This is a genomic window from Oleidesulfovibrio vietnamensis (assembly GCF_055388115.1).
In genome coordinates this window covers 103986-127765 of record NZ_AP042419.1, presented here as the reverse complement: position 1 = coordinate 127765, position 23780 = coordinate 103986, and the positions used below count along the sequence as shown (strand labels likewise).

General features: G+C 59.1%; 18 protein-coding genes. 9 read left to right on the top strand and 9 right to left on the bottom strand.

Annotated elements, in window-relative coordinates; genetic code table 11:
• Nucleotides 1-16: 16 nt before the first annotated feature.
• Complete coding sequence (gene dnaX / locus ACZ5D1_RS00555; protein ID WP_464555574.1) at nt 17-1750, bottom strand: DNA polymerase III subunit gamma/tau; 1734 nt, start codon at nt 1748-1750, stop codon at nt 17-19.
• Nucleotides 1751-1819: 69 nt separating this feature from the next.
• On the bottom strand, nt 1820-2743 hold the full coding sequence (locus tag ACZ5D1_RS00550) for a branched-chain amino acid transaminase (protein WP_011366252.1): 924 nt from the start codon (nt 2741-2743) through the stop codon (nt 1820-1822).
• 244 nt (nt 2744-2987) lie between these two features.
• On the opposite strand from ACZ5D1_RS00550, the gene ACZ5D1_RS00545 reads away from it, so the two are divergent.
• Both ACZ5D1_RS00545 and ACZ5D1_RS00540 read left to right on the top strand, forming a co-directional pair.
• Nucleotides 2988-3833: a M15 family metallopeptidase gene (locus tag ACZ5D1_RS00545; protein WP_011366251.1), complete on the top strand. Its 846-nt coding sequence runs from the start codon at nt 2988-2990 to the stop codon at nt 3831-3833.
• On the top strand, nt 3830-5293 hold the full coding sequence (locus ACZ5D1_RS00540) for a M14 family metallopeptidase (RefSeq protein WP_464555572.1): 1464 nt from the start codon (nt 3830-3832) through the stop codon (nt 5291-5293). The genes ACZ5D1_RS00545 and ACZ5D1_RS00540 overlap by 4 nt, the downstream gene beginning before the upstream one ends.
• Nucleotides 5294-5397: 104 nt before the next feature.
• Here ACZ5D1_RS00540 and der read toward each other — a convergent pair whose 3' ends face one another.
• Nucleotides 5398-6765: a ribosome biogenesis GTPase Der gene (gene der / locus ACZ5D1_RS00535; protein WP_011366249.1), complete on the bottom strand. Its 1368-nt coding sequence runs from the start codon at nt 6763-6765 to the stop codon at nt 5398-5400.
• A gap of 377 nt (nt 6766-7142) precedes the next feature.
• Here der and ACZ5D1_RS00530 point away from each other — a divergent pair, with 377 nt between their 5' ends.
• On the top strand, nt 7143-7640 hold the full coding sequence (locus tag ACZ5D1_RS00530) for a hypothetical protein (RefSeq protein ID WP_011366248.1): 498 nt from the start codon (nt 7143-7145) through the stop codon (nt 7638-7640).
• Nucleotides 7641-7791: 151 nt separating this feature from the next.
• A complete protein-coding gene (locus ACZ5D1_RS00525) occupies nt 7792-8697 on the top strand; it encodes an ADP-ribosylglycohydrolase family protein (RefSeq protein ID WP_273195673.1) in 906 nt (301 codons plus the stop codon).
• Nucleotides 8698-8808: 111 nt separating this feature from the next.
• Here ACZ5D1_RS00525 and ACZ5D1_RS00520 read toward each other — a convergent pair whose 3' ends face one another.
• Nucleotides 8809-10785 (bottom strand): peptidase U32 family protein, encoded by a 1977-nt coding sequence (locus tag ACZ5D1_RS00520; protein WP_027182069.1) that lies wholly within the window; start codon nt 10783-10785, stop codon nt 8809-8811.
• Nucleotides 10786-11271: 486 nt separating this feature from the next.
• Here ACZ5D1_RS00520 and ACZ5D1_RS00515 point away from each other — a divergent pair, with 486 nt between their 5' ends.
• The 3 genes from ACZ5D1_RS00515 (at nt 11272) to ACZ5D1_RS00505 (ending at nt 16387) form a co-directional block, all read left to right on the top strand.
• The gene (locus ACZ5D1_RS00515; protein WP_011366245.1) at nt 11272-12090 is read left to right on the top strand and encodes an iron-sulfur cluster-binding protein; all 819 of its coding nucleotides are present in this window, start codon (nt 11272-11274) and stop codon (nt 12088-12090) included.
• 10 nt (nt 12091-12100) lie between these two features.
• A complete protein-coding gene (locus tag ACZ5D1_RS00510; protein WP_011366244.1) occupies nt 12101-13027 on the top strand; it encodes a dihydroorotate dehydrogenase in 927 nt (308 codons plus the stop codon).
• A 348-nt stretch (nt 13028-13375) separates the two neighbouring features.
• The gene (locus ACZ5D1_RS00505) at nt 13376-16387 is read left to right on the top strand and encodes a proline dehydrogenase family protein (protein WP_464555570.1); all 3012 of its coding nucleotides are present in this window, start codon (nt 13376-13378) and stop codon (nt 16385-16387) included.
• Between the two features lie 191 nt (nt 16388-16578).
• Here the strand turns inward: ACZ5D1_RS00505 and ACZ5D1_RS00500 are convergent, their stop codons facing one another.
• Both ACZ5D1_RS00500 and ACZ5D1_RS00495 read right to left on the bottom strand, forming a co-directional pair.
• Complete coding sequence (locus ACZ5D1_RS00500) at nt 16579-17310, bottom strand: hypothetical protein (RefSeq protein ID WP_464555568.1); 732 nt, start codon at nt 17308-17310, stop codon at nt 16579-16581.
• A gap of 422 nt (nt 17311-17732) precedes the next feature.
• On the bottom strand, nt 17733-18893 hold the full coding sequence (locus ACZ5D1_RS00495) for an iron-containing alcohol dehydrogenase (RefSeq protein ID WP_464555567.1): 1161 nt from the start codon (nt 18891-18893) through the stop codon (nt 17733-17735).
• 340 nt (nt 18894-19233) lie between these two features.
• Between ACZ5D1_RS00495 and ACZ5D1_RS00490 the strand changes: the two genes are divergently transcribed.
• Together ACZ5D1_RS00490 and ACZ5D1_RS00485 are read left to right on the top strand one after the other, a co-directional pair.
• The gene (locus tag ACZ5D1_RS00490; RefSeq protein ID WP_027182065.1) at nt 19234-20175 is read left to right on the top strand and encodes a universal stress protein; all 942 of its coding nucleotides are present in this window, start codon (nt 19234-19236) and stop codon (nt 20173-20175) included.
• A gap of 92 nt (nt 20176-20267) precedes the next feature.
• The gene (locus ACZ5D1_RS00485; RefSeq protein ID WP_148204088.1) at nt 20268-21137 is read left to right on the top strand and encodes an SPL family radical SAM protein; all 870 of its coding nucleotides are present in this window, start codon (nt 20268-20270) and stop codon (nt 21135-21137) included.
• Between the two features lie 236 nt (nt 21138-21373).
• On the opposite strand, the gene ACZ5D1_RS00480 is transcribed toward ACZ5D1_RS00485, so the two are convergent.
• From ACZ5D1_RS00480 to ACZ5D1_RS00470, 3 genes are read right to left on the bottom strand one after another with little or no spacing between them, the layout of a single operon-like run.
• On the bottom strand, nt 21374-21925 hold the full coding sequence (locus ACZ5D1_RS00480; protein ID WP_011366238.1) for a 2-oxoacid:acceptor oxidoreductase family protein: 552 nt from the start codon (nt 21923-21925) through the stop codon (nt 21374-21376).
• 4 nt (nt 21926-21929) lie between these two features.
• Complete coding sequence (locus tag ACZ5D1_RS00475; RefSeq protein ID WP_011366237.1) at nt 21930-22709, bottom strand: thiamine pyrophosphate-dependent enzyme; 780 nt, start codon at nt 22707-22709, stop codon at nt 21930-21932.
• A gap of 3 nt (nt 22710-22712) precedes the next feature.
• On the bottom strand, nt 22713-23777 hold the full coding sequence (locus tag ACZ5D1_RS00470) for a 3-methyl-2-oxobutanoate dehydrogenase subunit VorB (protein WP_011366236.1): 1065 nt from the start codon (nt 23775-23777) through the stop codon (nt 22713-22715).
• Nucleotides 23778-23780 lie beyond the last annotated feature (3 nt).

The following is a 23780-nucleotide window of genomic DNA, read 5'->3' as shown; positions in this document are numbered from 1 at the left end:
ACGGCCAGCGCCGTTATCAGTCGTTGTTATTTTTTTCCATATACCGCACCGCCAGCACACGCGCTCCCAACTCTTCTTTCAGAAGCTGTACGGCAGGGTGGTCATCCAGTTCCTTGCGCAGGTCCGAGATGGCCTTGCGCTGTTCGGTGGGTTCACCCACCGCCACTGTAACACCCGCACCCCAGTAGCTGCGGGCCAGAGTCTCCAGAGCGGCTGCCATTTCCGGCTGTGTCAGACGGTCGCGCTGCAGCTGGTACGCGGGGGTGATATGCAGCACCCCGTCACGCAGTTCACCTTTTATCTGCCGCAGGAGCCGCAGGCTTTTGCCGTCCTGACCGTTCTGCTGCAGGCAGAACTGCGCGAAACCCTCCCACGTGGCGGGGCCGGACGGCTCGGGCTGCCCCGGCGGGGCATCCTCGGCGGGGGGGGGCGCTGTACTGTCTGCCTGCGCCTGCTGTTGCGGTTCCGCCGCATCCGCAACACGACCGGAAGTACCGGCAGAGTCCGGGACAGACGGGGCAGACGGGGCAGAGCGGGGCGGAGCAGCATGTCCGCCCGCCGGCGGAGTACCGGACGAACCGCCGGAAGGAGCAGGTCCGTCACCGGCCACGGGCACCGGAGCAGGCGCCGTCTGCGAAGCCTGCTGCATACCCAGCAGGCGCGGCATGAATGCAAGATTGAGCAGCAGCAGTTCCAGCGCCATGGCCGGTTCAAGGCTGTTCAGCACGCGCCGCTGTCCTTCCAGAGTCATCTGCCAGCAGGCATGGATGTGCGACAGGGCAAACTGCGGTGCCCATTCAAGCCACTGACGGGCTTCTTCTTCGGGCAGGTCCAGCAGGGGCAATGCGCTTTCGCCTGCCTGACGCAACATGAACAGGTTGCGCCACATGCCTGTCAGCTCGCGCAAAAAAAAGCCCAGATCAAGTCCCTGATCAAGAACATCGCGCAACACGGTGGAAACACCGACACAGTCCTGACGCCTGATGGCGTCGGCCACGCGGAAAAACAGCTCCTGTCCGGCAAGCCCCAGAATACCCCGGGCATCCGCCACGGTCAGAGAATCGCTGCCCAGTGCCAGCACCTGTCCCAGCAAAGACATGGAGTCGCGTACGCTGCCGGCGGCACGACGGGCAATAAGCTTGACCGCTTCAGACTCGTATCCTGTGCCTTCGCGCTCAAGAATGCGCACCAGATGCGCTGCCAGTCCGTTTTCGGTAAGCCGTTTGAAAATAAAATGCTGACAGCGGCTGACAATGGTTACGGGAAATTTATGCGGCTCGGTGGTGGCCATGACAAAGGTGACATTGGCCGGCGGCTCTTCCAGCGTTTTCAGCAGCGCGTTAAACGCCTCGCGGGTGAGCATGTGCGCCTCGTCGATGATGAAAACCTTGTACCGGCCTTCCATGGGGGCATAACCGATGGCTTCCTTGAGGCGTTTGGCGTCATCAATGCCGCGGTTGGAGGCGCCGTCAATCTCCACCACGTCCACAGCCATGCCCTGCGTTATCTTGCGGCACTGTTCACACTCGTTGCAGGGTTCCGCGGCCGGACCGCGGGTGCAGTTAAGCGCCTTGGCAAAAATACGCGCGATGGTGGTTTTTCCCACCCCGCGCGTACCGCTGAACAAGTAGGCAGGCGCGACCCTGTTTTCGGCCGCGGCCCGTGACAGAATGGCTTTGACGGTTTCCTGTCCGGCAACGTCGGCAAAGGTCTGCGGCCTGTATTTTGCGGTTAGCGATGCGTGACTCATAAGTGGGGGGGCTAAAAGGGTGAAAAACCGGCCCTGCCGAGGCAGGGCCGGCCGGAAAGGCGTATGCCGCTACAGTGAATACTGATGCAGCCAGTGTGCGTACTTGGGATTTTCACCCTTTACAAGCTTGAAGTACTCGGTCTGCAGATGCTTGGTGACCGGTCCGGCCTTGCCGGCGCCGATAACGCGGCGGTCCACTTCACGTATGGGAGTGACCTCCGCCGCAGTGCCGCAGAAAAAGGCTTCATCGGCCACATACAGCTCATCGCGGGTGAACTGCTGTTCCACCACGGTGTAACCCAGATCACCGGCCAGCGTCATCAGGCTGTTGCGGGTGATACCGTCCAGTATGGACGTAAGGGGCGTTGTTTTAATAACGCCGCCGCGCACGATGAAAATGTTTTCGCCGGTGGCTTCAGAAACAAATCCCGCGGTATCCAGCATCAGCCCTTCGTCGTAACCGTCTGCAAGAGCTTCTGTTTTGGCCAGAATGGAGTTTACATAGTTGCCCACGGCCTTTGCCTTGGTCATCATGGCGTTTACATGATGACGCTGGAAGGAACTGGTTTTTACGCGGATGCCCGCTTCCAGCGCCTCTTCACCCAGATACGCGCCCCAGGGCCACGTGGCAATGATGGTCTGTATGGGGTTGCTGCCGGGGTTCACACCCATGGCACCCGCGCCCACAAAGCTCAAGGGGCGGATATAGCCTTCGTCCAGTTTGTTGCGCTGCAGCGTTTCCACCACGGCATCCACAAGCTGGTCGACGGTATAGGGAATTTCCATGCGCAGAATGCGGGCCGAAGCAAACAGGCGTTCGACATGTTCGCGCAGGCGGAACACGGCGGAAGTGCCGTCAACACACTTATAGGCGCGGATTCCCTCGAACACGCCCAGACCGTAATGCAGGGTGTGGGTCAAAACGTGCACATTGGCATCGTCCCATGCAACCTGCTTGCCGTCAAACCAGATCGTTTCCGATTTCTGGACCATTAGTAAACCCCTTTACGCGCCCTTGCGCAGACGCGGGTTGCGTCGGACTCCCATGCGGAGCGACGAGAATGATTGCACTCAAGCCAACAACGCACGCTAAAAGAACACAGCCCGTCTGGTCAAGCGGGAGCGCACGCGATGCTTTGTGTTGCGGCGCTTTTTCATCTACAATGCATGGCAGGGTGACGCCGCAGGTTCATGCCGTCCGGCGCGGTGTCCGTCACACATACTGCCACGGAACCATATGAACAGACGATCCTTTCTCGCCCTTGTTTCCGGCACATGCGCCGCACTGGCCCTGCAGGGCGGCCCGGCCGGGGCTGCCGTGCTTACCAGTTTTTTTCCGCAGCAGGGACTCATCGAATCGCCCGTACGCGACTACGTTTCGCGCATGCTGCGGTTTGACGCGCCCGATCCGGCGGACATTGTGCTGCCGGCACACAGGCTGGCCGTACTGCAAAGCGCCGCAGAACGCCTTGCCCGCACCGAACAGGTTGTGGGACACGGCAACTTCTGCATTCTCGGTTTTGATTCCGCGCTGCGCTATGCGCAAAGCTACCCTGCCATCGGGCCTTTTACCAGTGAGGAAAAAGACCTGCTGGATGAACTGTTTCACGAAGATGCCACCCGCTACGGCTTTTACGGCACCAAACCCGTGGACAGACTTACCGCCCGCATCCCCCAGCGCGAGGTGACAAAAGTGCCCTACACGGGCAACTGGCTGTTCCGGGGGCGCCCCGAACGCACATGGCACACCATACGCTCCATTCTCGGCGACGAGGTGGTGCTCACCTCCGGCGTACGCGGCGTGGTGAAGCAGTTTCTGCTCTTTCTCAACAAGGCTGTGGCCGCACAGGGAAACCTGTCGCTGGCTTCGCGCTCGCTGGCGCCTCCGGGCTATTCGTTTCACGCCGTAAGCGACTTCGATGTGGGCAAAAAAGGCTTCGGAGAAGCCAATTTCACCGCGCGCTTCACAGAAACGGAAGTCTTCAAACAGCTTGAAAAACGCGGCTACATCACGCTGCGCTATCCGCAGGACAACCTGCTGGGCGTGCGTTTCGAGCCGTGGCATGTAAAGGTACCTTCATGAAGTGTATTGCCGCCGTCATCATCTGCCTGCTGCTGTCCGTCACGGAATCTGCGGCTGCCGCCCAATGTGTCAGCCGCACCGCTCCGGCGCTTGACTTCACCCTGCACTGCCTGGGCACAGACACTCCGGCGGCGGCAAACGCCACGGCTTCGGCATCCGGCCCCACGCTGCTTATTGTCGGCGGCATACAGGGAGACGAACCCGGCGGTTTCAATGCCGCCTCGCTTGTGGCTTCGCATTACACCATAACCCGCGGCAGTGTCTGGGTGGTGCCCGACCTCAATTTTCCCAGCATCATCAAGCGGTCACGCGGCATACATGGCGACATGAACCGCAAATTCGCCCGCCTGCCCCGACGCGATCCCGAATTTGACACCGTGGCGCGCATCAAATCCATCATTCTGGACCCCAGAGTGGACGCCGTGCTCAATCTGCATGACGGCAGCGGTTTCTACCGGCCGCAGTGGGAAGACGCGCAACGCAATCCCAACCGGTGGGGCCAGTCCGTCATCATTGACCAGTCGGACATAAAGGCACAACGGTTCAGCAATCTGGAGCTGCTGGCCAGAAACGCCGTTGACCACGTCAACAGCGAACTGCTGGACACCGCCCACCGGTATTACCTGAAAAACACCCATACCAGCATGGGCGACCGCGAAATGGAAAAGACCCTGACCTATTTCGCCATCCTGCACGGCAAACCGGCGTTCGGAATTGAAGCCAGCAAGCAGTTTCCCACACATATCCGCGCCTATTACCATCTGCAGATTCTCGAATCGTTCATGCGCCAGATGGGCATACAGTTCCGGCGGCACTTTCCGCTGACCAAAGGCGGGGTATACGCCGCCATAGAACGCGACGTAGCCATGCGCCTGTATGACGGCCGCATCACACTGCCGCTGGACGACATACGCCGCGCGGTCAACTATGTGCCCATGCGCAAAGACCGTCCGGTAACCTTTTCGCCCCTGCGCCCGCTGGTCACGCTGCTGCCGCAGAGCGGTTCCTTTGACGTGTACTACGGCAACCGCAGACTCACCGCCATAAGACCGCAGTATTTTGATTTCGACGATACACTGCACAGCGTGACGCTGGACATAGACGGCCGCACCGTTGCCGCAAGTCCCGGCGACATAGTTTCGGTGAACAAGATGTTTGCCGTGCGCCCGCTGGCAGGGTACCGGGTAAACATTATCGGCATGACCAGAGACGGCGTGGACGACGAGGCAGGGCTGTCCGTACGGCGGGAAGACTTTATGCCGGGCTTTTCGCTGGACACCGGAGAATCACTGTACAGGGTTGAAGTATACCGGCTGCGGCAGGGCCGCGATGATGCCTTTGCCGGCATGCTCATAATGAACTTCGGCGGACCGCAGTCACGCCAGCAGCTGGCCATGGAAGCACCCGACGCCATGAACGCCGCCGGAACGGAAAAAAAAGCCGATCAGGCAGGCCGCTGACGGCCATGCCGCCAGCACGGCGGCATCATGTACCGGACAGACAAAAACGGCGCCGGATTCCACAGGAATCCGGCGCCGTTCAGTATACGGGCAGGGCAGAGTGCCTATTTTTTTCTGTCACGGTTTTTGGTGTGGCTCGACCGGAAACGCACCCGCATGGGGGCATGCTCGATTTCAAACCGTTTCCGCATGAATTTTTCCAGATACCGCGCATACGACTCCTGAATACGCTCATGGTCGTTGACAAAAAACACAAACGTCGGCGGGTTGGTTTCCGCCTGTGTCAGATAAAAGAATTTGGGACGCACCCGTTTGACCACCGGCGGCTGGTGACGGGTGACGGCTTCCGTAAGTGTCCGGTTCAGCAGCCCCGTACCCACGCGCACATAACATTCCTTGTTAATTTTACGGGCCATGGGCAGCAGCTTGTCCACTCCGCGGCCGCTGCGCGCAGAAATGTACATGATGGGCACATGCTTGCAGAATGTCAGGGCATCATCGTACAGACGCTTCAACGCGGTCAGGCCATCCCGGGGCACAAGGTCAATTTTGTTGATCACCAGCATGAACGGCGTCTTGCGCTCGTCCAGCAGATCAATGAGCCGCTTGTCCTGCTGTGTCAGACCTTCCACCGCATCCAGCACCACCAGCGTCACATCGGCCTTGGTTGTCGACTTGAGCGAAGAGTTGACGCTGTACCGTTCCACAGGGTCCTGAATCTTTGCCCGACGGCGCACTCCGGCCGTATCCACAAAAACATAGCGCCTGCCGCCCAGTTCCACGGCAATATCCACGCTGTCGCGGGTGGTGCCCGCCACATCGGAAACAATCATGCGGCGGCTGCCGCTCAGGGCGTTGACCAGCGAAGACTTGCCCGCATTGGGGCGGCCCAGCATGGCCAGTTTGAGGGGGCGTTCCTCTTCTTCCTGCGGGGCGTCTTCGTCTTCGGGAGGCAGCAGGTCAAACAACTCGCCGCTGAATGCCCGCACATTGAATCCGTGAGCGCCGGAAAGCGGGATGACCGGAAAGCCCAGCGTATGGAATTCGGCCATGTACAGGTCGGCCATTTCTTCGCCGTCCACCTTGTTGACGGCCAGCAGCACGGGCTTGCCCGATTTGCGCACATACGCGGCCAGACTTTCGTCAAAGGGAGTCAGCCCCTCGCGTCCGTCCACAACCAGGCACAAGGCCACGGAATCGGCAATGGCCTCTTCCGTCTGGCGCAGAATCTCCGCCTCGAACCCGCGCAGTTCGTCCGGCCCTTCCGCCACGGCAGCGTGTTCGTCCAGCGTTATGCCGCCGGTGTCAATAATGATGAACTTCCGGTCTCCCACTTTCACATAGCCTTCCATGCGGTCACGGGTTACTCCGGGACGGTCATGGGTTATGGCTCTGTTGCTGCGGATCAGCCTGTTGAAAAGGGTGGATTTGCCCACGTTGGGGCGACCGATGAGAGCTATCTTGGGTAACATGATATTTTCCGGTGCGAGGCAGAGCCTTGCGCGTATGCAGCAGACCGGCAGGCCTGCCATGTGATTGCGGGCGACCGCGGCGGGAATCCCCTGCAAAGGCCGCAAGGGAGAAGCCCATTACCGTAAAGCCGACTCACATGCAAGCACTATTCATAGCAAAAGCCGGGCAGTTGTCCAAGTCCGCGGGGTACGTTATACCGCATTCTTCCGTGTTTGCGGCTTTCCGTGCCGGTTGACGGCGGCGCCGTATCCGCCGGCGGAACACTGCACTGCAGGCTCTGCGGACTTTGTGAAATTTTGGACTTGACGCCGCCCTGCTGAGTGTCCATAGTCTGCACACGCGCAATCCGCGCCAGATCAGGAATCGAGGAGTTCTCATGTCCACGGAATTCGGCAAGGCCCTTAACCAGATTGTCGAAGTCATGATGTTTGAAAACTGGCTTCGCTTTTATTTTATCAACGAAGAAGAAGATTCCGCTCTGCTTATCCGTGTTCCGGAACAGGCGGAAGAGCATATCACCAAGGATTATGCTCATCTGGCCGGCATGCTGGAGCTTCTGAACAATAAAGAAATCACCTTTGAATCGTCGCGCAACGCCGTCTGCACCTTTGTGGCCACCAGTCTGGAAGGCCGCACCATGCGCAATGATCTGGCGGCGCGAGTTTTTGACAGCTCCGTCTTCCAGCTGGAAATGCAGCTCTTTAACATCTGGGTGCAGTCGCACGAAGAGCAGCTGGACAAATCCTTCATGGAATTCAGCACATGGAAAAGCATGTTCGAGGAATGGAAAAAGTCTGACAAAGTAAAAGACTATGTGGCTGAAATGAAAGACACCCTCGTGCGTTCAGCCAAGGAAACCTGTACTGTACAGTAGCTTTCTGACGGTTTTTTGCGTCTTTCCGGCGGCACCCTGCGGGGTGCCGCCTTTTTTATTGCCGCAGTTACGCCTTCTGCACATAGCCAAAGCCTGTCTGTTGGCTTACCGTAGGTAAAAATACAGACCGGCTCTGACCAAGGAGGGCTGTATGAGCAAAATCCGTTCGGCCATTCTGGCCTCATTTGTGGCTGATTCGCTGGCGCTGGGCGCACACTGGGAATATGACCGGGAACGCATTACGCGCGAACTGGGCAGGGTGGACAGACTGCTTGCCCCGCGCCTGAACACCCATCATGCGGGCAAAGAAGCGGGCGACCTGTCGCACTACGGCGACCAGACCCTGCTGCTGCTTGAAGCTGTGGCGGAAACCGGCGATTTTTCGCTGTCACGTTTTGCCGCCAGATGGCAGCAGATGATGGTGCATTACAACGGGTATATGGACAGGGCATCGCGCGATGCGCTGACACGGTTTACAGAAGGACTGCCTCCGGACAAAACCGGCGCCGTGACTTCCGATTTTTCCGGCGCGTCACGGGTCGCACCTCTGCTTGCCGTACTGGGAGACCATGAGGACAGACTGGCGGCTGCCGCCCGCGCACAATGCCTGATGACTCACGGCTCCGTGCTGGTTGCCGACGGTGCGGAATTTATGGCGCGCGCCGCACACGCCCTGCTGCAGGGGCAGAACGTTCCGCAGGCGCTCGCCACGGCTGCCGGGGCTGATTATGCGCAGCTGCCCGCACAGGACTGGCTGGCATTTGCCGACATGCACGCCGCTCTGGAAGGATGCGAAGCGGTATCACGCTTCGGGCAGGCATGCGGCATGAAGGGCGCCTTCATGAGCGTGGTGCATCTGGCCGTCCGGTATGAAAACGCACCGGCCGAAGCGCTGGTGGAAAATGTCATGGGCGGCGGGGATTCCTGTGCCAGAGGTCTTGCTCTGGGCATGCTGCTGGGGGCGCGCCACGGGCAGGACTGGATACCCGTACACTGGCTTTCCGGACTGCGCAGCAGAAATGCCGTGGAAGAATGCTTCACCAGACTGTGGCGCTGAATGCAGTTTTATACCTGTCCCGCTGCCGGCCCGTACCGGCTGCAAAGACACGCTGCGGACTCTGCATACAAAAAGACCGGACGGATACCCGTCCGGTCTTTGCTGTACGCATCAAAGCAGCGTCAGATCCCAGTTGAAGGAACTGCTGCGCGACGGCTCAGGCACTTCGCGCGGCGGCTGCTCTTTCATATGAACAAAGATCGTATACCCCGCAGCCTTCAGTTCATCCTGATGAGCGGTGATATCCAGCGGCCACCCCGGGAAAATCCACGTATTCTGCCCGTAGCGGCGCGCCCAGAAAGGTTCACGCTTGGGACTGAGGAAGGGTTCGCCCTGTTTGAGCGGCTGCAGCGGATTACGCGTGACCCCCATGGGCCAGTAGCCCGAAAGCACCACCCCGAGGGGCAGGGGACTCATGGACGGCAGAGAAAGCACTTCTTCGCCCGACAGCTCGGGGCTTACTATGGCCCCGCGGAACCCCATGCGCTCCAGCACGGCCAGAGCGGCGGGGTTGGCCACGTTGCAGAAAGGACCGGCCACAGGCGCTATTTTGGCATTTTCCGGAAAAAGCTCCATCTGCCACGGGGCTCCCAGTACAAAATGACGGGCGCCGTTGCGCAGCACCTGCGTGATAAGGCGTTTCCACTGGTCTTCCTCGTTGGGCCAGATCACGGGCGGCAGCCACCACGAATACCGTGAGACCAGCGTCCGCGACACTTCGGCTGTGCGGGGAGACAGCCACAGTCCGTCCACCACGCCGCCTTCGCGTCCGCCGCGCCTGCCTTTGGGAATACTGCCGTGCAGCAGCACGGTAAACCCTTTGCCCGGCTTGTCCAGACGTGCCGGCAGCACCGGTTCGAAATCCACGGAGGTCTCGCTGCCGCCGCGCACGTCGGCCAGACGGCCTTCCCAGCGGCGCAGCAGGTCCACAAGGTCTTTCTCGCGCCGGTCGATCAGAAATACGGGAGTTCCCGCCGCGGGCGGCCGCCCTTTGGCATGGGGCAGAGTAAAGGCCCCGCCCTTGGGCACTCTGCGGGTCACGCGCACAGTGCGGTGCCACGGATCATCCTCGAACCCGACACGCAGAAAGTCCTGCGGCTGCAGCTCCATACGGGGCTTGAACTCCAGCGCACCCTTTTTATCGCGCGCCAGTTTGCCCACAAGCATGCCGGAACTGGTCGAATCGTTGGGGGCCGTCACCGGATGCTGGCGCTGCGGCAGAAAACGGGCATGGGTAGTGGGACGGCTGAGCGCCTGCTTCAGCAGGTCTTCTGCCTGCTTGCGTACCGAAGGATCGCCCGGATTGTCGCGCAGCATGCGGTATGCCGTGACAGTGTAAAAAACATAGTGGGGGCCTTTCTTGCGCCCTTCTATCTTCCACGACGACAGATTTTCCATGTCCAGCAGGTTGCGGGCCAGCACGTCCAGCGAGAGGTCGAGGCACGAGAAATACCGCCCCTCGCGGCTCTTCTGCTTGTACACACGGCGGCAGGGCTGCACACAGCGTCCCCGAAGCCCCGACTTGCCCCCCATGTAACTGGACCAGTAGCAGCGGCCCGAAACGCAGTAGCACAGGGCCCCGTGCACAAAAAGCTCCAGATCAAGCCCTTCGGGACAGGCGTCGTTACACTGGCGCACCTCGTCTATATCCAGCTCGCGCGGCAGAATGACACGGTCCGCCCCCATGCGGCGGGCAGCGTGCAACGCTGCAGGGTGCGTTATGTTGGCCAGTGTCGAAAGGTGAATTTCACCTTCAAATCCCGCCTGTCTGGCCATCTCCACGGCGCCGAGGTCCTGCATGATAAGCGCATGGGGCTGCACACCGCGCGCAAGCCGCCGTATGAGCCGTCCCGCCGCGGCAGGGTCGGTCGGTTTAAGCATGGAGTTGAGCGCTATGTAAACTTTGCGGTCTTCGCGCCTTGCCAGTTCAACCATGCGGGCCAGTTCCTTGACGGAAAAGTTGTCGGCCTGCATACGGGCGGAAAAATGCTTCATGCCCACGTACACGGCGTCGGCGCCGGCGGCCAGTGCCGCAAGAAAAGACTGCGTATCGCCTGCAGGGGCAAGTATTTCGGGTAATTTTTTCATGATCAGATTCCGTTGCGGGGCGGAAGGAATACGGCCGCACCAGCGCACTCTGCGCGGCAAGGCAGCCGGACGGCCATGTCTGAAAGGAGTTCCGTCAGATACACGGCACGCGGCAGACAGACCAGCACCCCGGCACAGTTCCGCCTGCAACCCTGCATCTAACCATAGTCGGGCCCAGATGCAACAGCAATGATTCCGCCACGGGGTGCCGCCCGCAAAAAAAATCCGGCAGCGCTGCAAATCGGAACACCGGCGGGTTCCTCTTGTCATGCGCCGATGAAAACACTATGAGTTTGCAGCCGCGCCGCATGTAAATCTCCGCTTACCTGCCTTTGCCGCCCACTCTGCGCGGCCCGCCGCGCAGAAGAACGCGCCATCGCCGCTCTTTGGCAAGATAGTGTTGACCCGCTCAACCTCCTGCCCTAGACAATAGGGAGCCATGCCTGCGCCAAAGTGCGCGCGGCTAAGAAATACGAGGAATTTGAAATGAGCGAACAGCAATGCACCGAACTCAAGGTGCTGGATACTGTCCCCTTCGGACAGGTTTCGGGAGATGCGCAGTTTTACGCTCTGCGCCTTGAAAAACCCCGCTGGAAAAGCTGGAAACCCGGCCAGTTTGTCATGATACGCCCTCAGGGATGGGCGCTGGACATGCTGTGGGCCCGTCCCTTTTCCATCTGCCGCGTCAGCAGCCGCGATCTGGTTCTGTTCTTTCAGGCAGTGGGCCGCGGCACCCGCAGACTGGCAGACCTGAAAGCGGGCGACACCGTTGTGGTCTGGGGGCCTCTGGGCAACAGCTTTGCGGTGGAGCCTGAAACGCCCACGCTCATGCTGGCCGGCGGCATTGGTATCGCTCCCTTTATCGGTTATGCCCACACGCACCCCAAACCGTGGAACCTGTGGATGGAATTCGGCCACCGGATGCCTCTCGGATGCTATCCGTTTGAAAGCATCAACGAAAAAATCATGGCCGACAACCATCAGGAAGAATGCCCCGACGACCTGCTGCGATTCATCGAGCGTCTGGAAAAACGCATCGCCGAATACGCGGAACAGGACGGGCTGGTACTGGCCTGCGGCCCCACTCCGTTTCTGCGCACGGTACAGCGTTTTGCCCTGCAATACGGCGCGCGCTGCCAGCTTTCGCTGGAAACCCGCATGGCCTGCGGCGTGGGCGGATGTCTGGGATGCGTCACCAGCACGACGGAAAAACACCACCTGCACCACACGCAGGCGGGCAAAGCGCAGGTCTGCAACAACGGTCCGGTTTTCTGGGCCGATCAGGTAGACCTGGATAAAGCATAGGAGCGCTGTCGTGGATTTGCATGTCACCATACCCAGCGGCCTGCACGGCCTTGAGCTGAAAAACCCCGTCATGACGGCCTCCGGCACATTCGGCTACGGTGTCGAATTTGCCCCTTACGGCGACCTTGCCCGTCTGGGCGGCATAGTGGTCAAAGGTCTGTCGCTTAAAGCCCGTGCCGGCAACCCCATGCCGCGCATCGCCGAAACCGCATGCGGCATGCTGAACGCCGTGGGGCTGCAGAACTCCGGCGTCGAAAACTTCATCACGCAGAAGCTGCCGCAGCTGCCCTGGCAGGAAACACCCGTCATCGCCAACCTGTATGCCTGCGACCCTGACGAATTTGCCGAACTGGCCGGCATACTTGCCGCCGAAGAAGGCATTGCCGCCATTGAAGTGAACATCTCGTGCCCCAACGTAAGTGAAGGGGGCATACTCTTCGGACAGGATGCAAGACAGGCCGCCCGGGTGACCGGCGCCGTAAAACGCCGTTCCGGCACCAAGCCCGTCATCGTCAAACTGTCGCCCAATGTCACCGACATTGCCGAAATTGCCCGTGCAGTGGAAGACAGCGGGGCGGACATGCTTTCGTGCATCAACACGCTGAGCGGCATGGCCGTGGACATCCGCAGCCGCAAGCCTCTGCTGGCCAATGTCATCGGCGGACTTTCCGGCCCTGCCATCAAACCAGTGGCCCTGCGCTGCGTATGGCAGGCCGCCCGCTCTGTCAGCATTCCGGTCATCGGCATCGGCGGAGCCACCACGGCAGAAGACATACTGGAATTCATGCTGGTGGGCGCACACGCCGTACAGATAGGCACCGCCAACTTCATGCGCCCCGACTGCGCCTTCCGGCTGGTGGATGAACTGCAGCAGCTGGTGGATACGCTGGGCATCACCAGCTGGGATGACTTCAGAGGCTCGCTGGACATCAGATAATTTTTCGGCAAATTACCGGAAAGCAGCCCGGAACGCCGTTCATTCTGCGGCATTGCGGCATGTTATCACAGCGGCACGGCACAACACCGCCATCAGGCCGGAAAGGAAATCCTTTCCGGCTTTTTTTTGCACCGGCTCTGAGCGCAGGAAAGGCAGAACGTTTTCAAACTGTTGCACGGCACGCACCAACTGCAACGACTGACCATTTTTGTACAAACATACTTGCCTTGAATAGTGCGAACACGTACAACTTCACAAAATCAATAAAAATGCCGCATTGCAACGCGGCATGACGGGAGAGCCGTTCACTCGAATCACTCACACCTTACCGCTTCCGAGGAGGACCGCATGGAAACCATGCCAGACGAAAAAATTGTCTCGCGCGGAAAAGAATTTTTCACCAGCATCAGCGGCGAAGCTCCGTCCATCTTCAACAAGGGATGGTGGACCGGCAAAGTCATGGACTGGGCCATGAAAAATGAAGACTTCAAAGTCCAGCTTTTCCGGTTTGTCGACGTTTTCCCGTATCTGAACACCTCGGAATCTCTTTCGCGGCATATCCGCGAATACTTCGCCGAAGGCGGCGACGTGCCCGCAGTGCTCAAATGGGGAGCCGGAAAAGCCGGCATAGGCGGCAAACTGACCGCCATGCTGATGGAAAAAACCATCCGCTCCAACATTGAAAACATGGGCCGGCAGTTCATCATCGGCCAGAACGCCAAAGAAGCCGTCAAATCCATAGCCAAACTGCGCAAAGACGGTTTTGCCTTTACCGTGGACCTGCTGGGCGAAGCGACTGTGAACGAGGAAGAGGCCGACGCCTATCGCGACGGCTATCTGGAGGTGCTTGACGCGCTGGCCAGAGAACAGGACAAATGGTCGCCCCTGAAAGGTCCCGGCCCTGACACGGACACAGACTGGGGCTGCACCCCCAGAGTCAACGTATCCATCAAGCCTTCCGCACTGTATTCACAGGCCAAACCCGTGGATATAGAAGGCTCGGTGCAGGGCATCATGAAGCGCCTTGTGCCCGTGTACCGCAAGGTTGTAGAAATGAACGGCTTTCTGTGCATTGACATGGAAGCGCTGAAATACAAGGAAATGACGCTTGAACTGTACCGCAGACTGCGCAGCGAGCCGGAATTCCGTCATTATCCGCATCTTTCCATCGTGCTGCAGGCCTATCTGCGTGAATCGGAAAAAGACCTTGCCGACCTGCTGCACTGGGCCCGCACCGAAAAGCTGCCCATTGCCATCCGGCTGGTTAAGGGCGCTTACTGGGACGCCGAAACCGTCATAGCCAGACAGAACGGCTGGGACATTCCCGTATGGGTGCACAAACCACAGTCCGACATGTGTTTTGAACGCATGGCCCGCACCATTCTTGAAAACAGCGACATCTGCTACTTCGCCTGCGGTTCGCACAATATCCGCACCATTGCCGCCACCATGGAAACAGCCCGCCAGCTGGGCGTGCCCGAAACACGATACGAATTTCAGGTGTTGTACGGCATGGCCGAACCGGTCCGCAAAGGCCTGCTGAATGTGGCGGGCAGGGTGCGGCTGTACTGCCCCTACGGCGAGCTTATTCCGGGCATGGCATATCTGGTGCGCCGCCTGCTGGAAAACACAGCCAACGAATCATTTCTGCGACAGAGCTTTGCCGACGGCACCGACATGGAGCGGCTGCTTGAAAATCCGGAGCTGACCCTGCAGCGCGAGCTGGCAGCCCGTCCGGCACCGGTGGAGCCTTCCGGCACGGGAGGCATTCCGCCGTTCCGCAATGATCCCATGATAGACTTCACCATACCCGAACAGCGGGCCGCCTTTCCGCGGGCCATAGCCGAGGTACGCGCCGCCGCAGGCGGCACCGTCCCTCTGTTCATCGGCGGTAAAGAAGTGTTCACGCAGGACACCATGCCAACGACCAATCCGGCCGACCCCGATGAAAAACTCGCCGATGTATGTCAGGCGGGCATAGCGGAAATCGATGCGGCCATCGAGGCGGCGGGCAGGGCGTTTCTCATCTGGCGCGATGTGTCACCCGAAGACCGCGCCAACTACCTGTTCAAGGCCGCGGACGCCGCACGCAGAAGCGCCTACAGGCTGTCCGCATGGCAGATTCTTGAAGTGGGCAAACAGTGGGATCAGGCATACCACGATGTGGGCGAAGGCATAGACTTTATGGAATACTATGCCCGCGAAATGCTCCGGCTGGGCAGGCCCCGCCGCATGGGCCGCGCCCCCGGCGAACACAACCACCTGTTCTACCAGCCCAAAGGCATTGCCGCCGTCATCTCGCCGTGGAACTTTCCCTTTGCCATCTCCATCGGCATGGCTTCTGCGGCTATAGTGACGGGCAATCCGGTCATTTACAAACCATCCGGCATTGCCGCGCGCATCGGCTACAACCTGACAGAGGTCTTCCGCGAAGCAGGACTGCCCGACGGCGTATTCAACTACTGCCCCGGACGCAGCTCGGTCATGGGCGATTATCTTGTCGAACACCCCGCAATCAACATGATCTGCTTTACCGGATCCATGGAAGTAGGCCTGCGCATTCAGGAAAAAGCGGCCGTTGTACAGCCCGGACAACACCACTGCAAACGCGTCATCGCCGAAATGGGCGGCAAAAACGCCATTATCATTGATGACGATGCCGACCTTGACGAGGCCGTGCTGCAGGTCATTTATTCGGCATTCGGCTTTCAGGGGCAGAAGTGCTCCGCCTGCTCGCGGGTCATCGTGCTGGACCCCATATACGACCGCTTTGTGAAGCGGCTGGTCGAAGCCTGCAACGACCTGAAGATAGGACCGGCAGAAGATCCGGCAAACTACATGGGCCCGCTGGCCGATGCCTCGCTGCAGAAAAACGTCGGCAGATACATTGAAATAGCCAGAGAAGAAGGTACCATACTGGTTTCGCGCGACGATATTCCCGCGCGTGGCTGCTATGTGCCGCTTACCGTGGTTGCCGACATTACTCCCGACAGCCGCATAGCGCAGGAAGAAATATTCGGTCCCGTGCTCGGCGTCATGCGGGCCTCCACCTTTGAAGAAGCGCTGGAAATCGCCAACGGCACCCGGTTTGCCCTGACCGGCGGCGTGTTCTCGCGCAGTCCGGAACATCTCGAAAAAGCCCGCAAAGAATTCCGCGTGGGCAACCTGTACCTGAACAAGGGCAGCACCGGCGCGCTGGTGGAACGGCAGGCATTCGGCGGCTTCAAGCTTTCCGGTGTCGGCTCAAAGACCGGCGGCCCCGACTACCTGCTGCAGTTCATGGACCCGCGCGTAGTGACGGAAAACACCATGCGCCGCGGATTCACCCCCATCGAAGAAGACGACGACTGGATTGTATAACGCGGGTACGATCCGGTAAGAAAAACAAACATGAAAGGCTCCTGAAAAGGAGCCTTTTTTATCAGTCGGAAACCTTACAAACCTATCAAGACAATCATGCCTGTGCATGCCGGCAGCCTTGCCGGAGTTTATATCTGCGAAGGTTGCCCGCATACTGCAGCCTGTATACGGCGCAGCCAGCTGCCATCAGATCACAGCTTGCGCATCTTGTTCAGGGGCCAGTACACGTATCCGGCTTTTGCCGTTATTTCCTTTTCAGAAACGAGAGTCTGAAAGTTTTGCGGATTACGGGCACCGACAACATAGTGCCCCTTGGGTATCAGGTAACCATCGCCTGCGCCAGCAAACGTTCCTGAGCGCGTGCAGACAGACGCAGGGCATTTTTCGCCCGCAACGCCATGAACCTGTAATATAAAAGGACTCTTGCTAAAAGGGCCTGTTGTTTTTTGCTCAATTATCACAAAATCACCTTTGACAGGCTCTTGCTCCCAGTATTGATACGGGACGCCCAATAGCGCTGTTCCTGCCTCAAGCTCTGGCGACAACATCGTACTGCCGGAGGCTATGGAAAATGCATGTAATCTACCCGCAGGAAATTCTCTGCCCGGTCCGAGAGTTGCCGCTGCAAGCCCCGCAACAAGCGCCAGCCTTGACCATTTCCCTGCACTACCTTTCGCATCTGCAGCTTTATTCAGACGCGCTGCGTCAACAGCGGAGTATAAGCGGATGGCAGTATCCAGCAGCACTACAAAAACGACCAGCGCCAAGTACCGGTCATTGCTTAGTGCCACGGCAGCGTTCAAAACAAGATAACCGGCTGAGCTGCCTGATGCCAGAATCAGGGCCTTAGACACTTTCCCCTTAACTATCTGACCTGCCCCCGGAACAACAAATGACAATAAAGCCAACAGGACATTTGACATAATTATATGAAGTTCCCGTGAAAGATTGATTTTTTTATCAGAAACAGAAACAGCAACAGCACATGATCTGTACCTTTGCCATAAGATGTTTATTTATCGACATAAAACACGCTGGTTCCATCTTGCCCAAACCATCTTTTGCCCCGCAACATGCACTCTGAGCGGCCATTTCCTCAACTTTCAACGCACCCTCACATTGGCAATAGCTTTGATTCTATTCTGGAGTTGATAACAAAAATTATTTTCAATGCCAAATAAAGGGGCAGCATCCGACAACCCGTTTTATTCCTTTCGACAGGTGCGCCAAGCGACTGTGCACACAACAATAGCTGTGAAAAAAGCCCCATAAGGACAAAAAACAGCCCGCAGGCCACATGGCCTGCGGGCTGTTTACTAAGCGTAATCATCCTGTCCGATGGACGCTACAGGGCAGCCTTCAGAACGTTCCGGCTTACTTCCAGCGTCTGGTCGCCGCGCTCGGACATGGCTGTCAGGCCTTTTGCTTCCAGACCCTTGATTACAGCGTCGAAATGCTCAACGCCGAGCTTATGGTCGGAAAGTCTGGTTTTAACGCCCAGAGACTCAAAGAAGGCTCTTGTCCGGGCAATGGCGGCATCAATGCGCTCATCGTCTGTGCCTCCGGTGATGTTCCAGATGCGCTCGGCATACTGCAGCAGCTTTTCGCGTTTGGCATCGCGGCGCACATCCATCAGGGCAGGCAGAATGATAGCCAGCGTCCGGCCGTGATCAAGCCCGTAAAGAGACGTAATCTCGTGCCCGATCATATGGGTTGCCCAGTCCTGCGGCACGCCGGAACCGATAAGGCCGTTCAACCCCATGGTTGCGCACCATACAAGGTTCGCACGGGCATCATAATCTTCGGGGTGATCAATGGTGTAACGTCCGATTTCAATAAGGGTCAGCAGGATGCCTTCCGAGGTTCTGTCCTGAAAGCGTCCTTCCACGGGAAAGGTGAGATACTGCTCCATAACATGGACAAAGGTGTCCACCACTCCGTTTGCCACCTGTCTGGCAGGCAGCGAGTAGGTAAGCGTGGGATCAAGAATTGAAAACTTCGGGAAGGTAAGCGGGCAGAGTACGGGGAACTTTCCGTCACCCTTGCTGATAACTCCTCCCATGTTCATTTCAGAACCGGTGGCGGGCAGCGTTACCACGCATCCCAGCGGCAGAGCTTTTGCGGCGGGCACACCGGCAAAGCCGTGGTACAGCAGCGACTCCGGATCACCGTCATGCACCGATGCCAGCGACACAAACTTTGTCCCGTCCATTACGGAACCGCCCCCCACAGCCAGCAGAAAATCCACCCCTTCACTGCGGACCTTTTCCACCGCCTTCAGCAGTGTTTCGTACCGCGGGTTGGGTTCAATGCCGCCGAACTCGTGAACGGTTCTGCCGTTTTCAAGGGCAGCCCGCACCTTGTCCAGCGTGCCGAACCGGCGGACACTGCCCCCGCCGTACAGAACAAGCACAGTGGCACCGGCAGGAACCAGCGTATCAAGCTCCGCCAGTCTGTCTTTGCCGAAAACAATGCGGGTAGGGTTGTGGAAATCAAAATCAAGCATGCTGAAAACCTCCTGTGAAAACCGGCCTGACAGCACGACACAGCCGGACACATACGGCCCGTCCAGCGGCCCATGCCGGAACATTTATACGATAACGCTCCATTGTATCCTATCGGCTGCGCCCCGTCACCCGTCCCGCGCATAACATATGCCCGCACCCTCCGGAGATACGCTGACACGGCGCAGGGCTGCCTGCCATGAATCAGCCTGCGACAGGGTTTGCTTTTCCGTTGAGTATCCGTATAGTCACATATCGCGTAAATACCGGCATGTTACGCCCCCTGCTTCGGGGAGCGTGATACCGGCACATGACGCCAGTACCTGTTACGGAGTGTGAATCATGCGTGTATCACAGCCATCCGGCGGACGCACCATACCGCCCATACCACCGGTCCCCAGACGAGACGTGCTGGTGACCGTCAGCGAAACGCCTGCCCAGCTGCATGCGGCGGAGTTTGCTGCCCGCTTTCTGCACGATTCGCCGTCCATCGGCATTACACTGCTGTATGTGGCCCCGCCCAGACGCTATAAAAGCATCGGCCCTTACGGGCTTGTCATGGGCGAGGCAGGCATGGACGAAAAAGAGTTCCACCGCCATCTGGCCCTGGGCAATGAAAGTCTGGAACAGGCCAGAACCATGCTGCTGCAGGCCGGAGTACACGAACAGCGCATCCGGCTGTGCGCCGTGCCTGATTCCGTCTCCATGGACTGGGACATCCTGCATCAGGGCACTACAGGAGGCCATGCAGCCATTGTGCTGGGCAACCGCGGCCGCACATGGCTGGAAAACATGCTGGAAGGCACTCCGGACATCACCAGTGAAATGGTCAAACAGTCGTGCGTGGTGCCGCTGTGGCTCTGTCCGCCGCAGGCGCGTGATTCAAAGGAAGTGCTCATCTGTGTGGACGGCTCCGCCTCGGCGTTCAACGCGGTACATCATATCGCCAGCCTGCTGGGCAGTGACAGCCCCCACAAATTCACGCTGCTGCGCGTCTGCCGTGCAACGCCGTGTGGCCTGACAGACAGCGGCATGCTGTTCAAACAGTGCAGGCAGATCATGGAAGGGCAGGGCATTGCGGCGCACCGCATCTCCACCAACGTGGTCACCCACGGCAATGTGGTAGAAGCAATCCTGCGGCTTTCGCTCGAAGGCGACTTCGGGCTGGTGGTTTCCGGCAGGCGCGGCATGGGGTCCGGCATTCTTGAACATCTCATGATGGGTTCCGTGGCGGACAAACTGTTCCGCAGGCTGCGCAGCAGCGCCCTGTGTCTGTGCTGCTGACAGCACCCTTCACACAGCACGCGCATATTGTCCGGTCATGCGTTGCCCCGCCGCGCATTGCTCCTTTGCGGCCGCAGGTGCATACAGACGGTATGGAATACATAGCGGCCCGCACCATCCTTGCCCGCGTGAAAAACGCGCCGGACGCGCTTTTCGGCGGACATTACACCATGAACCTGTACCGCGGCTGTCCCCACGGCTGCATCTACTGCGACACCCGCAGCAACTGCTACGGCATCGGCAGGCTGGAGCACATACGAGCAAAACGTCATGCACTGGAAATCCTCTGGCATGAAGTAGTTTCCAAACGTGCCCGGGGAACCGTGGTCACAGGCTCCATGCACGACCCGTATCTGCCGCAGGAAAAAGAAGAGCAGCTCACCCGTTCTGCGCTGAAGCTGCTCATCCGGCACGGATTCGGGGTGCATGTGATAACTAAAGGTACCCTTGTAACCCGCGATGCAGACCTGCTTGCGCAGGCACAACGTACCTTCGGGGCTGTCAGCATAACCGTGACCACGCCGGACGACGGGCTGGCCGCCGCCATAGAGCCGCACGCCCCGCCGCCGTCCATGAGGTTCAAGGCTCTGGCCGCGCTGCGCGCTGCCGGTGTATACGCCGGCATCACCCTCATGCCGGTACTGCCTTTCATCACCGACTCGCCCCGCGACATCACCCGCCTTGTACGCTGCGCGGCTGACGCCGGTGCGGCATATGTGCTCTTCTGGCCGGGCATGACGCTGCGCGATGCCTGCCGCGAACACTACCTGCTCCGGCTGGAACATCTTTTTCCCGGCATGGCGCGGCAGTACAGGCGCCGCTACGGCGACAGATATGTCTGCATGTCTCCTGCCGCCGCACAGCTGAACAGAATAGTGGACCGCTGCACGGCGGCCTGCGGCATGGAACGCTCTGTCCGCGTATGGCAGCCGCCCCGGCCGGAACAGGGCCGCCTGCTGTAGGCGCCTGCCGCAAGTGCCGGCCTGCGCTCGGGCACCCTGCAGCACGGCAACAGCCGCAGGGCTGGTGCCATACCGCATATTGCACTTCCGCTGCAGGCAGCTTCGCATTGTGCGTCGTTCCGCCCCGCAGCCGCTACACATTCACCCGGTACATAAAAAAAGCCGCCCGCATGAATCCATGCGGGCGGCTGTACAGTCATCAGCGTTTCACGTGAAACGTCAATTTCCGCAGCGGGCTACATCATTGCAGCCACATGATCGGCACCGGCCTGCAGCGCCTCGGCGTTTTTAGGGATAAGATGCGCATAATGGCTTGAAATAACGCTGGAAAGACTCTTTTTAACCACTTCCAGATCAAGCACTCCCGTGGCCTGCACATAGCCGCCCAAAGCCACCATGTTGGCCATACGCGTGTTGCCCAGCTTATCCGCTATTTCATTTGCGGGCACGCCGTAGGACTTCACTCGGCTTTGGGCCTGCGAAACATCCACCAGCGAAGAGTTGATAAGCAGCACGCCGCCGTCCTGCATCGTGGGCTGGAACTTGTCCATGGACGGCTGGTTCATGATGATGAGGCTGGCGGGACGCTGGATAATGGGCGAGCCGATTTCCTCGTCAGATACTACCACGGTGCAGTTTGCCGTACCGCCCCGCATTTCCGGACCATACACGGGAATATAGGTCACGTTCAGACCGCTTTCCATACCGGCGTATGCCAGCAGGTTGCCTATCAGCATCACGCCCTGACCGCCGAAGCCCGCAATGATGACGTCCTGATACAGACTCATTGGCTTACTCCTTTCCATCCGCTTCGGCGGTGACGTCTTTGTATACTCCCAGCGGGAAGTAGGGGATCATCTCCTCCGCTATGCGCCTGTTGGCGGAAACCGCATCCATATGCCAGTTGGTGGGGCATGCCGACAGCATTTCAACAAAACCGAAACCGATGTTGTTGGTCTGCATTTCAAACGCCTTGCGCAGTGCGCGCTTGGCTTCGCGGATATGCTTTACGGAATCGAGCGAAACACGGGCCGCATAGGCGGTTCCGCCCAGACCGGCGATGATTTCCGTCATCTTGATGGGCAGACCTTCGTGCTCGGCACAACGCCCGCCCGGGCAGGTTGTGGTCTTCTGTCCCACCAGCGTGGTGGGGGCCATCTGACCGCCGGTCATGCCGTATACGGTGTTGTTCACAAACACCACGGAAATACGCTCGCCGCGGTTTGCAGCGTGTACTATTTCGGCCAGTCCGATGGAAGCAAGGTCGCCGTCGCCCTGATAGGTAAAGACAAACTTGTCCTTGCGCGCGCGTTTGGCGCCCGTGGCAACGGCCGGAGCACGGCCGTGCGGCGCTTCCACCGCGTCCACGTCGAGATAATTGTATATAAAAACGGAGCAGCCGATGGACCCGATGCACAGCGTGTCCTGCACCAGTCCCATTTCTGTCAGCACTTCGGCCACAAGCCGGTGCGCCACACCATGGTGGCAACCGGGGCAGTAGTGCGTGGGACGGTCGGCCATCACCTCGGGCACATCGAACACCAGCTTTTCGTTGTTGTTTGCGCTCTGCATGGCTTACCTCCCCAGCCTTGCGACTATGGCTTCCACAAAGTCGTCTGAACCGGGCAGGTTGCCGGGCATATGACCGTGGAAATCCGAATCGGCCAGACCCCGGACCGAAAGACGCACGTCTTCGACCATCTGACCGCAGTTCTGTTCAATGGTAAGGAACCGCTTGCCTTTTTCCGCCAGTGCCCGCAAAGGAGCATCGGGGAAGGGGTAGAGCGTCAGCGGACGCACAAGGCCCACTTTGCGGCCTTCTGCACGCAGGCGGCGCACCGAACTTTTCACTATGCGGCCGATGGAACCATAGGCAACCACCACGAGCTCGGCATCATCGCATTCGTATACTTCGGCTCTTGCTTCGACCTTCATGGCCTCGTACTTCTGCTGCAGATGCCTGTTCTGTCCTGCCAGTGCCCCGTCATCAAGAAACAGCGACTTGAGCAGACGCGGACCGCGTCCGGCGGCACCGCTCAGGCACCAGTCCGCGGCACCGTAGTTTTCAATTTTTTCAGGAGACCACGGCGTGACGGGTTCCTTCATCTGGCCCACAATGGCATCGCCCAGCATCAGCACGGGGTTGCGGTACTTGAATGACAGATCAAAGGCTTCGATCATCATGTCGTAGCCTTCCTGACAGGTACCCGGAGCAAGCACCAGCGTGCGGTAGTCGCCGTGTCCGCCGCCGCGGGTGGACTGGAAATAGTCGCCCTGCGACGAACCGATGTCACCCAGACCGGGGCCGCCGCGGTTCATATTCACGATGACACCGGGCAGTTCGCTGCCCGCCATGTAGGAAATGGCTTCCTGCATCAGCGAAACACCGGGGCTGGACGAAGTGGTCAGCGCACGGTGGCCGGCCGCAGCGGCACCCAGCAGCATGTTGGCTGCGGCCACTTCCGACTCTGCCTGCACAAACTCGCCTCCGGCCTCGATGATGGCCGTGGACATGAACTCGGGAATATCGTTCTGCGGCGTTATGGGATACCCGAAGTAGCAGGTGCACCCGGCAGCCAGCGCTCCGCGAGCTATGGCCTCGTTCCCTTTGATGAAAATTCTTGAGGGCTTTGCCGACATGCG

Bases quoted from the DNA above. Each gene is read 5' to 3' on its own strand.
- ACZ5D1_RS00475 (WP_011366237.1), bottom strand. From the start codon at position 22,709: ATGCAGAGCGCAAACAACAACGAAAAGCTGGTGTTCGATGTGCCCGAG.
- ACZ5D1_RS00520 (WP_027182069.1), bottom strand. From the start codon at position 10,785: ATGAAAAAATTACCCGAAATACTTGCCCCTGCAGGCGATACGCAGTCT.
- ACZ5D1_RS00530 (WP_011366248.1), top strand. From the start codon at position 7,143: ATGTCCACGGAATTCGGCAAGGCCCTTAACCAGATTGTCGAAGTCATG.
- ACZ5D1_RS00495 (WP_464555567.1), bottom strand. From the start codon at position 18,893: ATGCTTGATTTTGATTTCCACAACCCTACCCGCATTGTTTTCGGCAAA.
- ACZ5D1_RS00505 (WP_464555570.1), top strand. From the start codon at position 13,376: ATGGAAACCATGCCAGACGAAAAAATTGTCTCGCGCGGAAAAGAATTT.
- ACZ5D1_RS00470 (WP_011366236.1), bottom strand. From the start codon at position 23,777: ATGTCGGCAAAGCCCTCAAGAATTTTCATCAAAGGGAACGAGGCCATA.
- dnaX (WP_464555574.1), bottom strand. From the start codon at position 1,750: ATGAGTCACGCATCGCTAACCGCAAAATACAGGCCGCAGACCTTTGCC.
- ACZ5D1_RS00485 (WP_148204088.1), top strand. From the start codon at position 20,268: ATGGAATACATAGCGGCCCGCACCATCCTTGCCCGCGTGAAAAACGCG.
- ACZ5D1_RS00480 (WP_011366238.1), bottom strand. From the start codon at position 21,925: ATGAGTCTGTATCAGGACGTCATCATTGCGGGCTTCGGCGGTCAGGGC.
- ACZ5D1_RS00525 (WP_273195673.1), top strand. From the start codon at position 7,792: ATGAGCAAAATCCGTTCGGCCATTCTGGCCTCATTTGTGGCTGATTCG.
- ACZ5D1_RS00515 (WP_011366245.1), top strand. From the start codon at position 11,272: ATGAGCGAACAGCAATGCACCGAACTCAAGGTGCTGGATACTGTCCCC.
- ACZ5D1_RS00490 (WP_027182065.1), top strand. From the start codon at position 19,234: ATGCGTGTATCACAGCCATCCGGCGGACGCACCATACCGCCCATACCA.
- ACZ5D1_RS00540 (WP_464555572.1), top strand. From the start codon at position 3,830: ATGAAGTGTATTGCCGCCGTCATCATCTGCCTGCTGCTGTCCGTCACG.
- ACZ5D1_RS00550 (WP_011366252.1), bottom strand. From the start codon at position 2,743: ATGGTCCAGAAATCGGAAACGATCTGGTTTGACGGCAAGCAGGTTGCA.
- der (WP_011366249.1), bottom strand. From the start codon at position 6,765: ATGTTACCCAAGATAGCTCTCATCGGTCGCCCCAACGTGGGCAAATCC.
- ACZ5D1_RS00500 (WP_464555568.1), bottom strand. From the start codon at position 17,310: ATGTCAAATGTCCTGTTGGCTTTATTGTCATTTGTTGTTCCGGGGGCA.
- ACZ5D1_RS00545 (WP_011366251.1), top strand. From the start codon at position 2,988: ATGAACAGACGATCCTTTCTCGCCCTTGTTTCCGGCACATGCGCCGCA.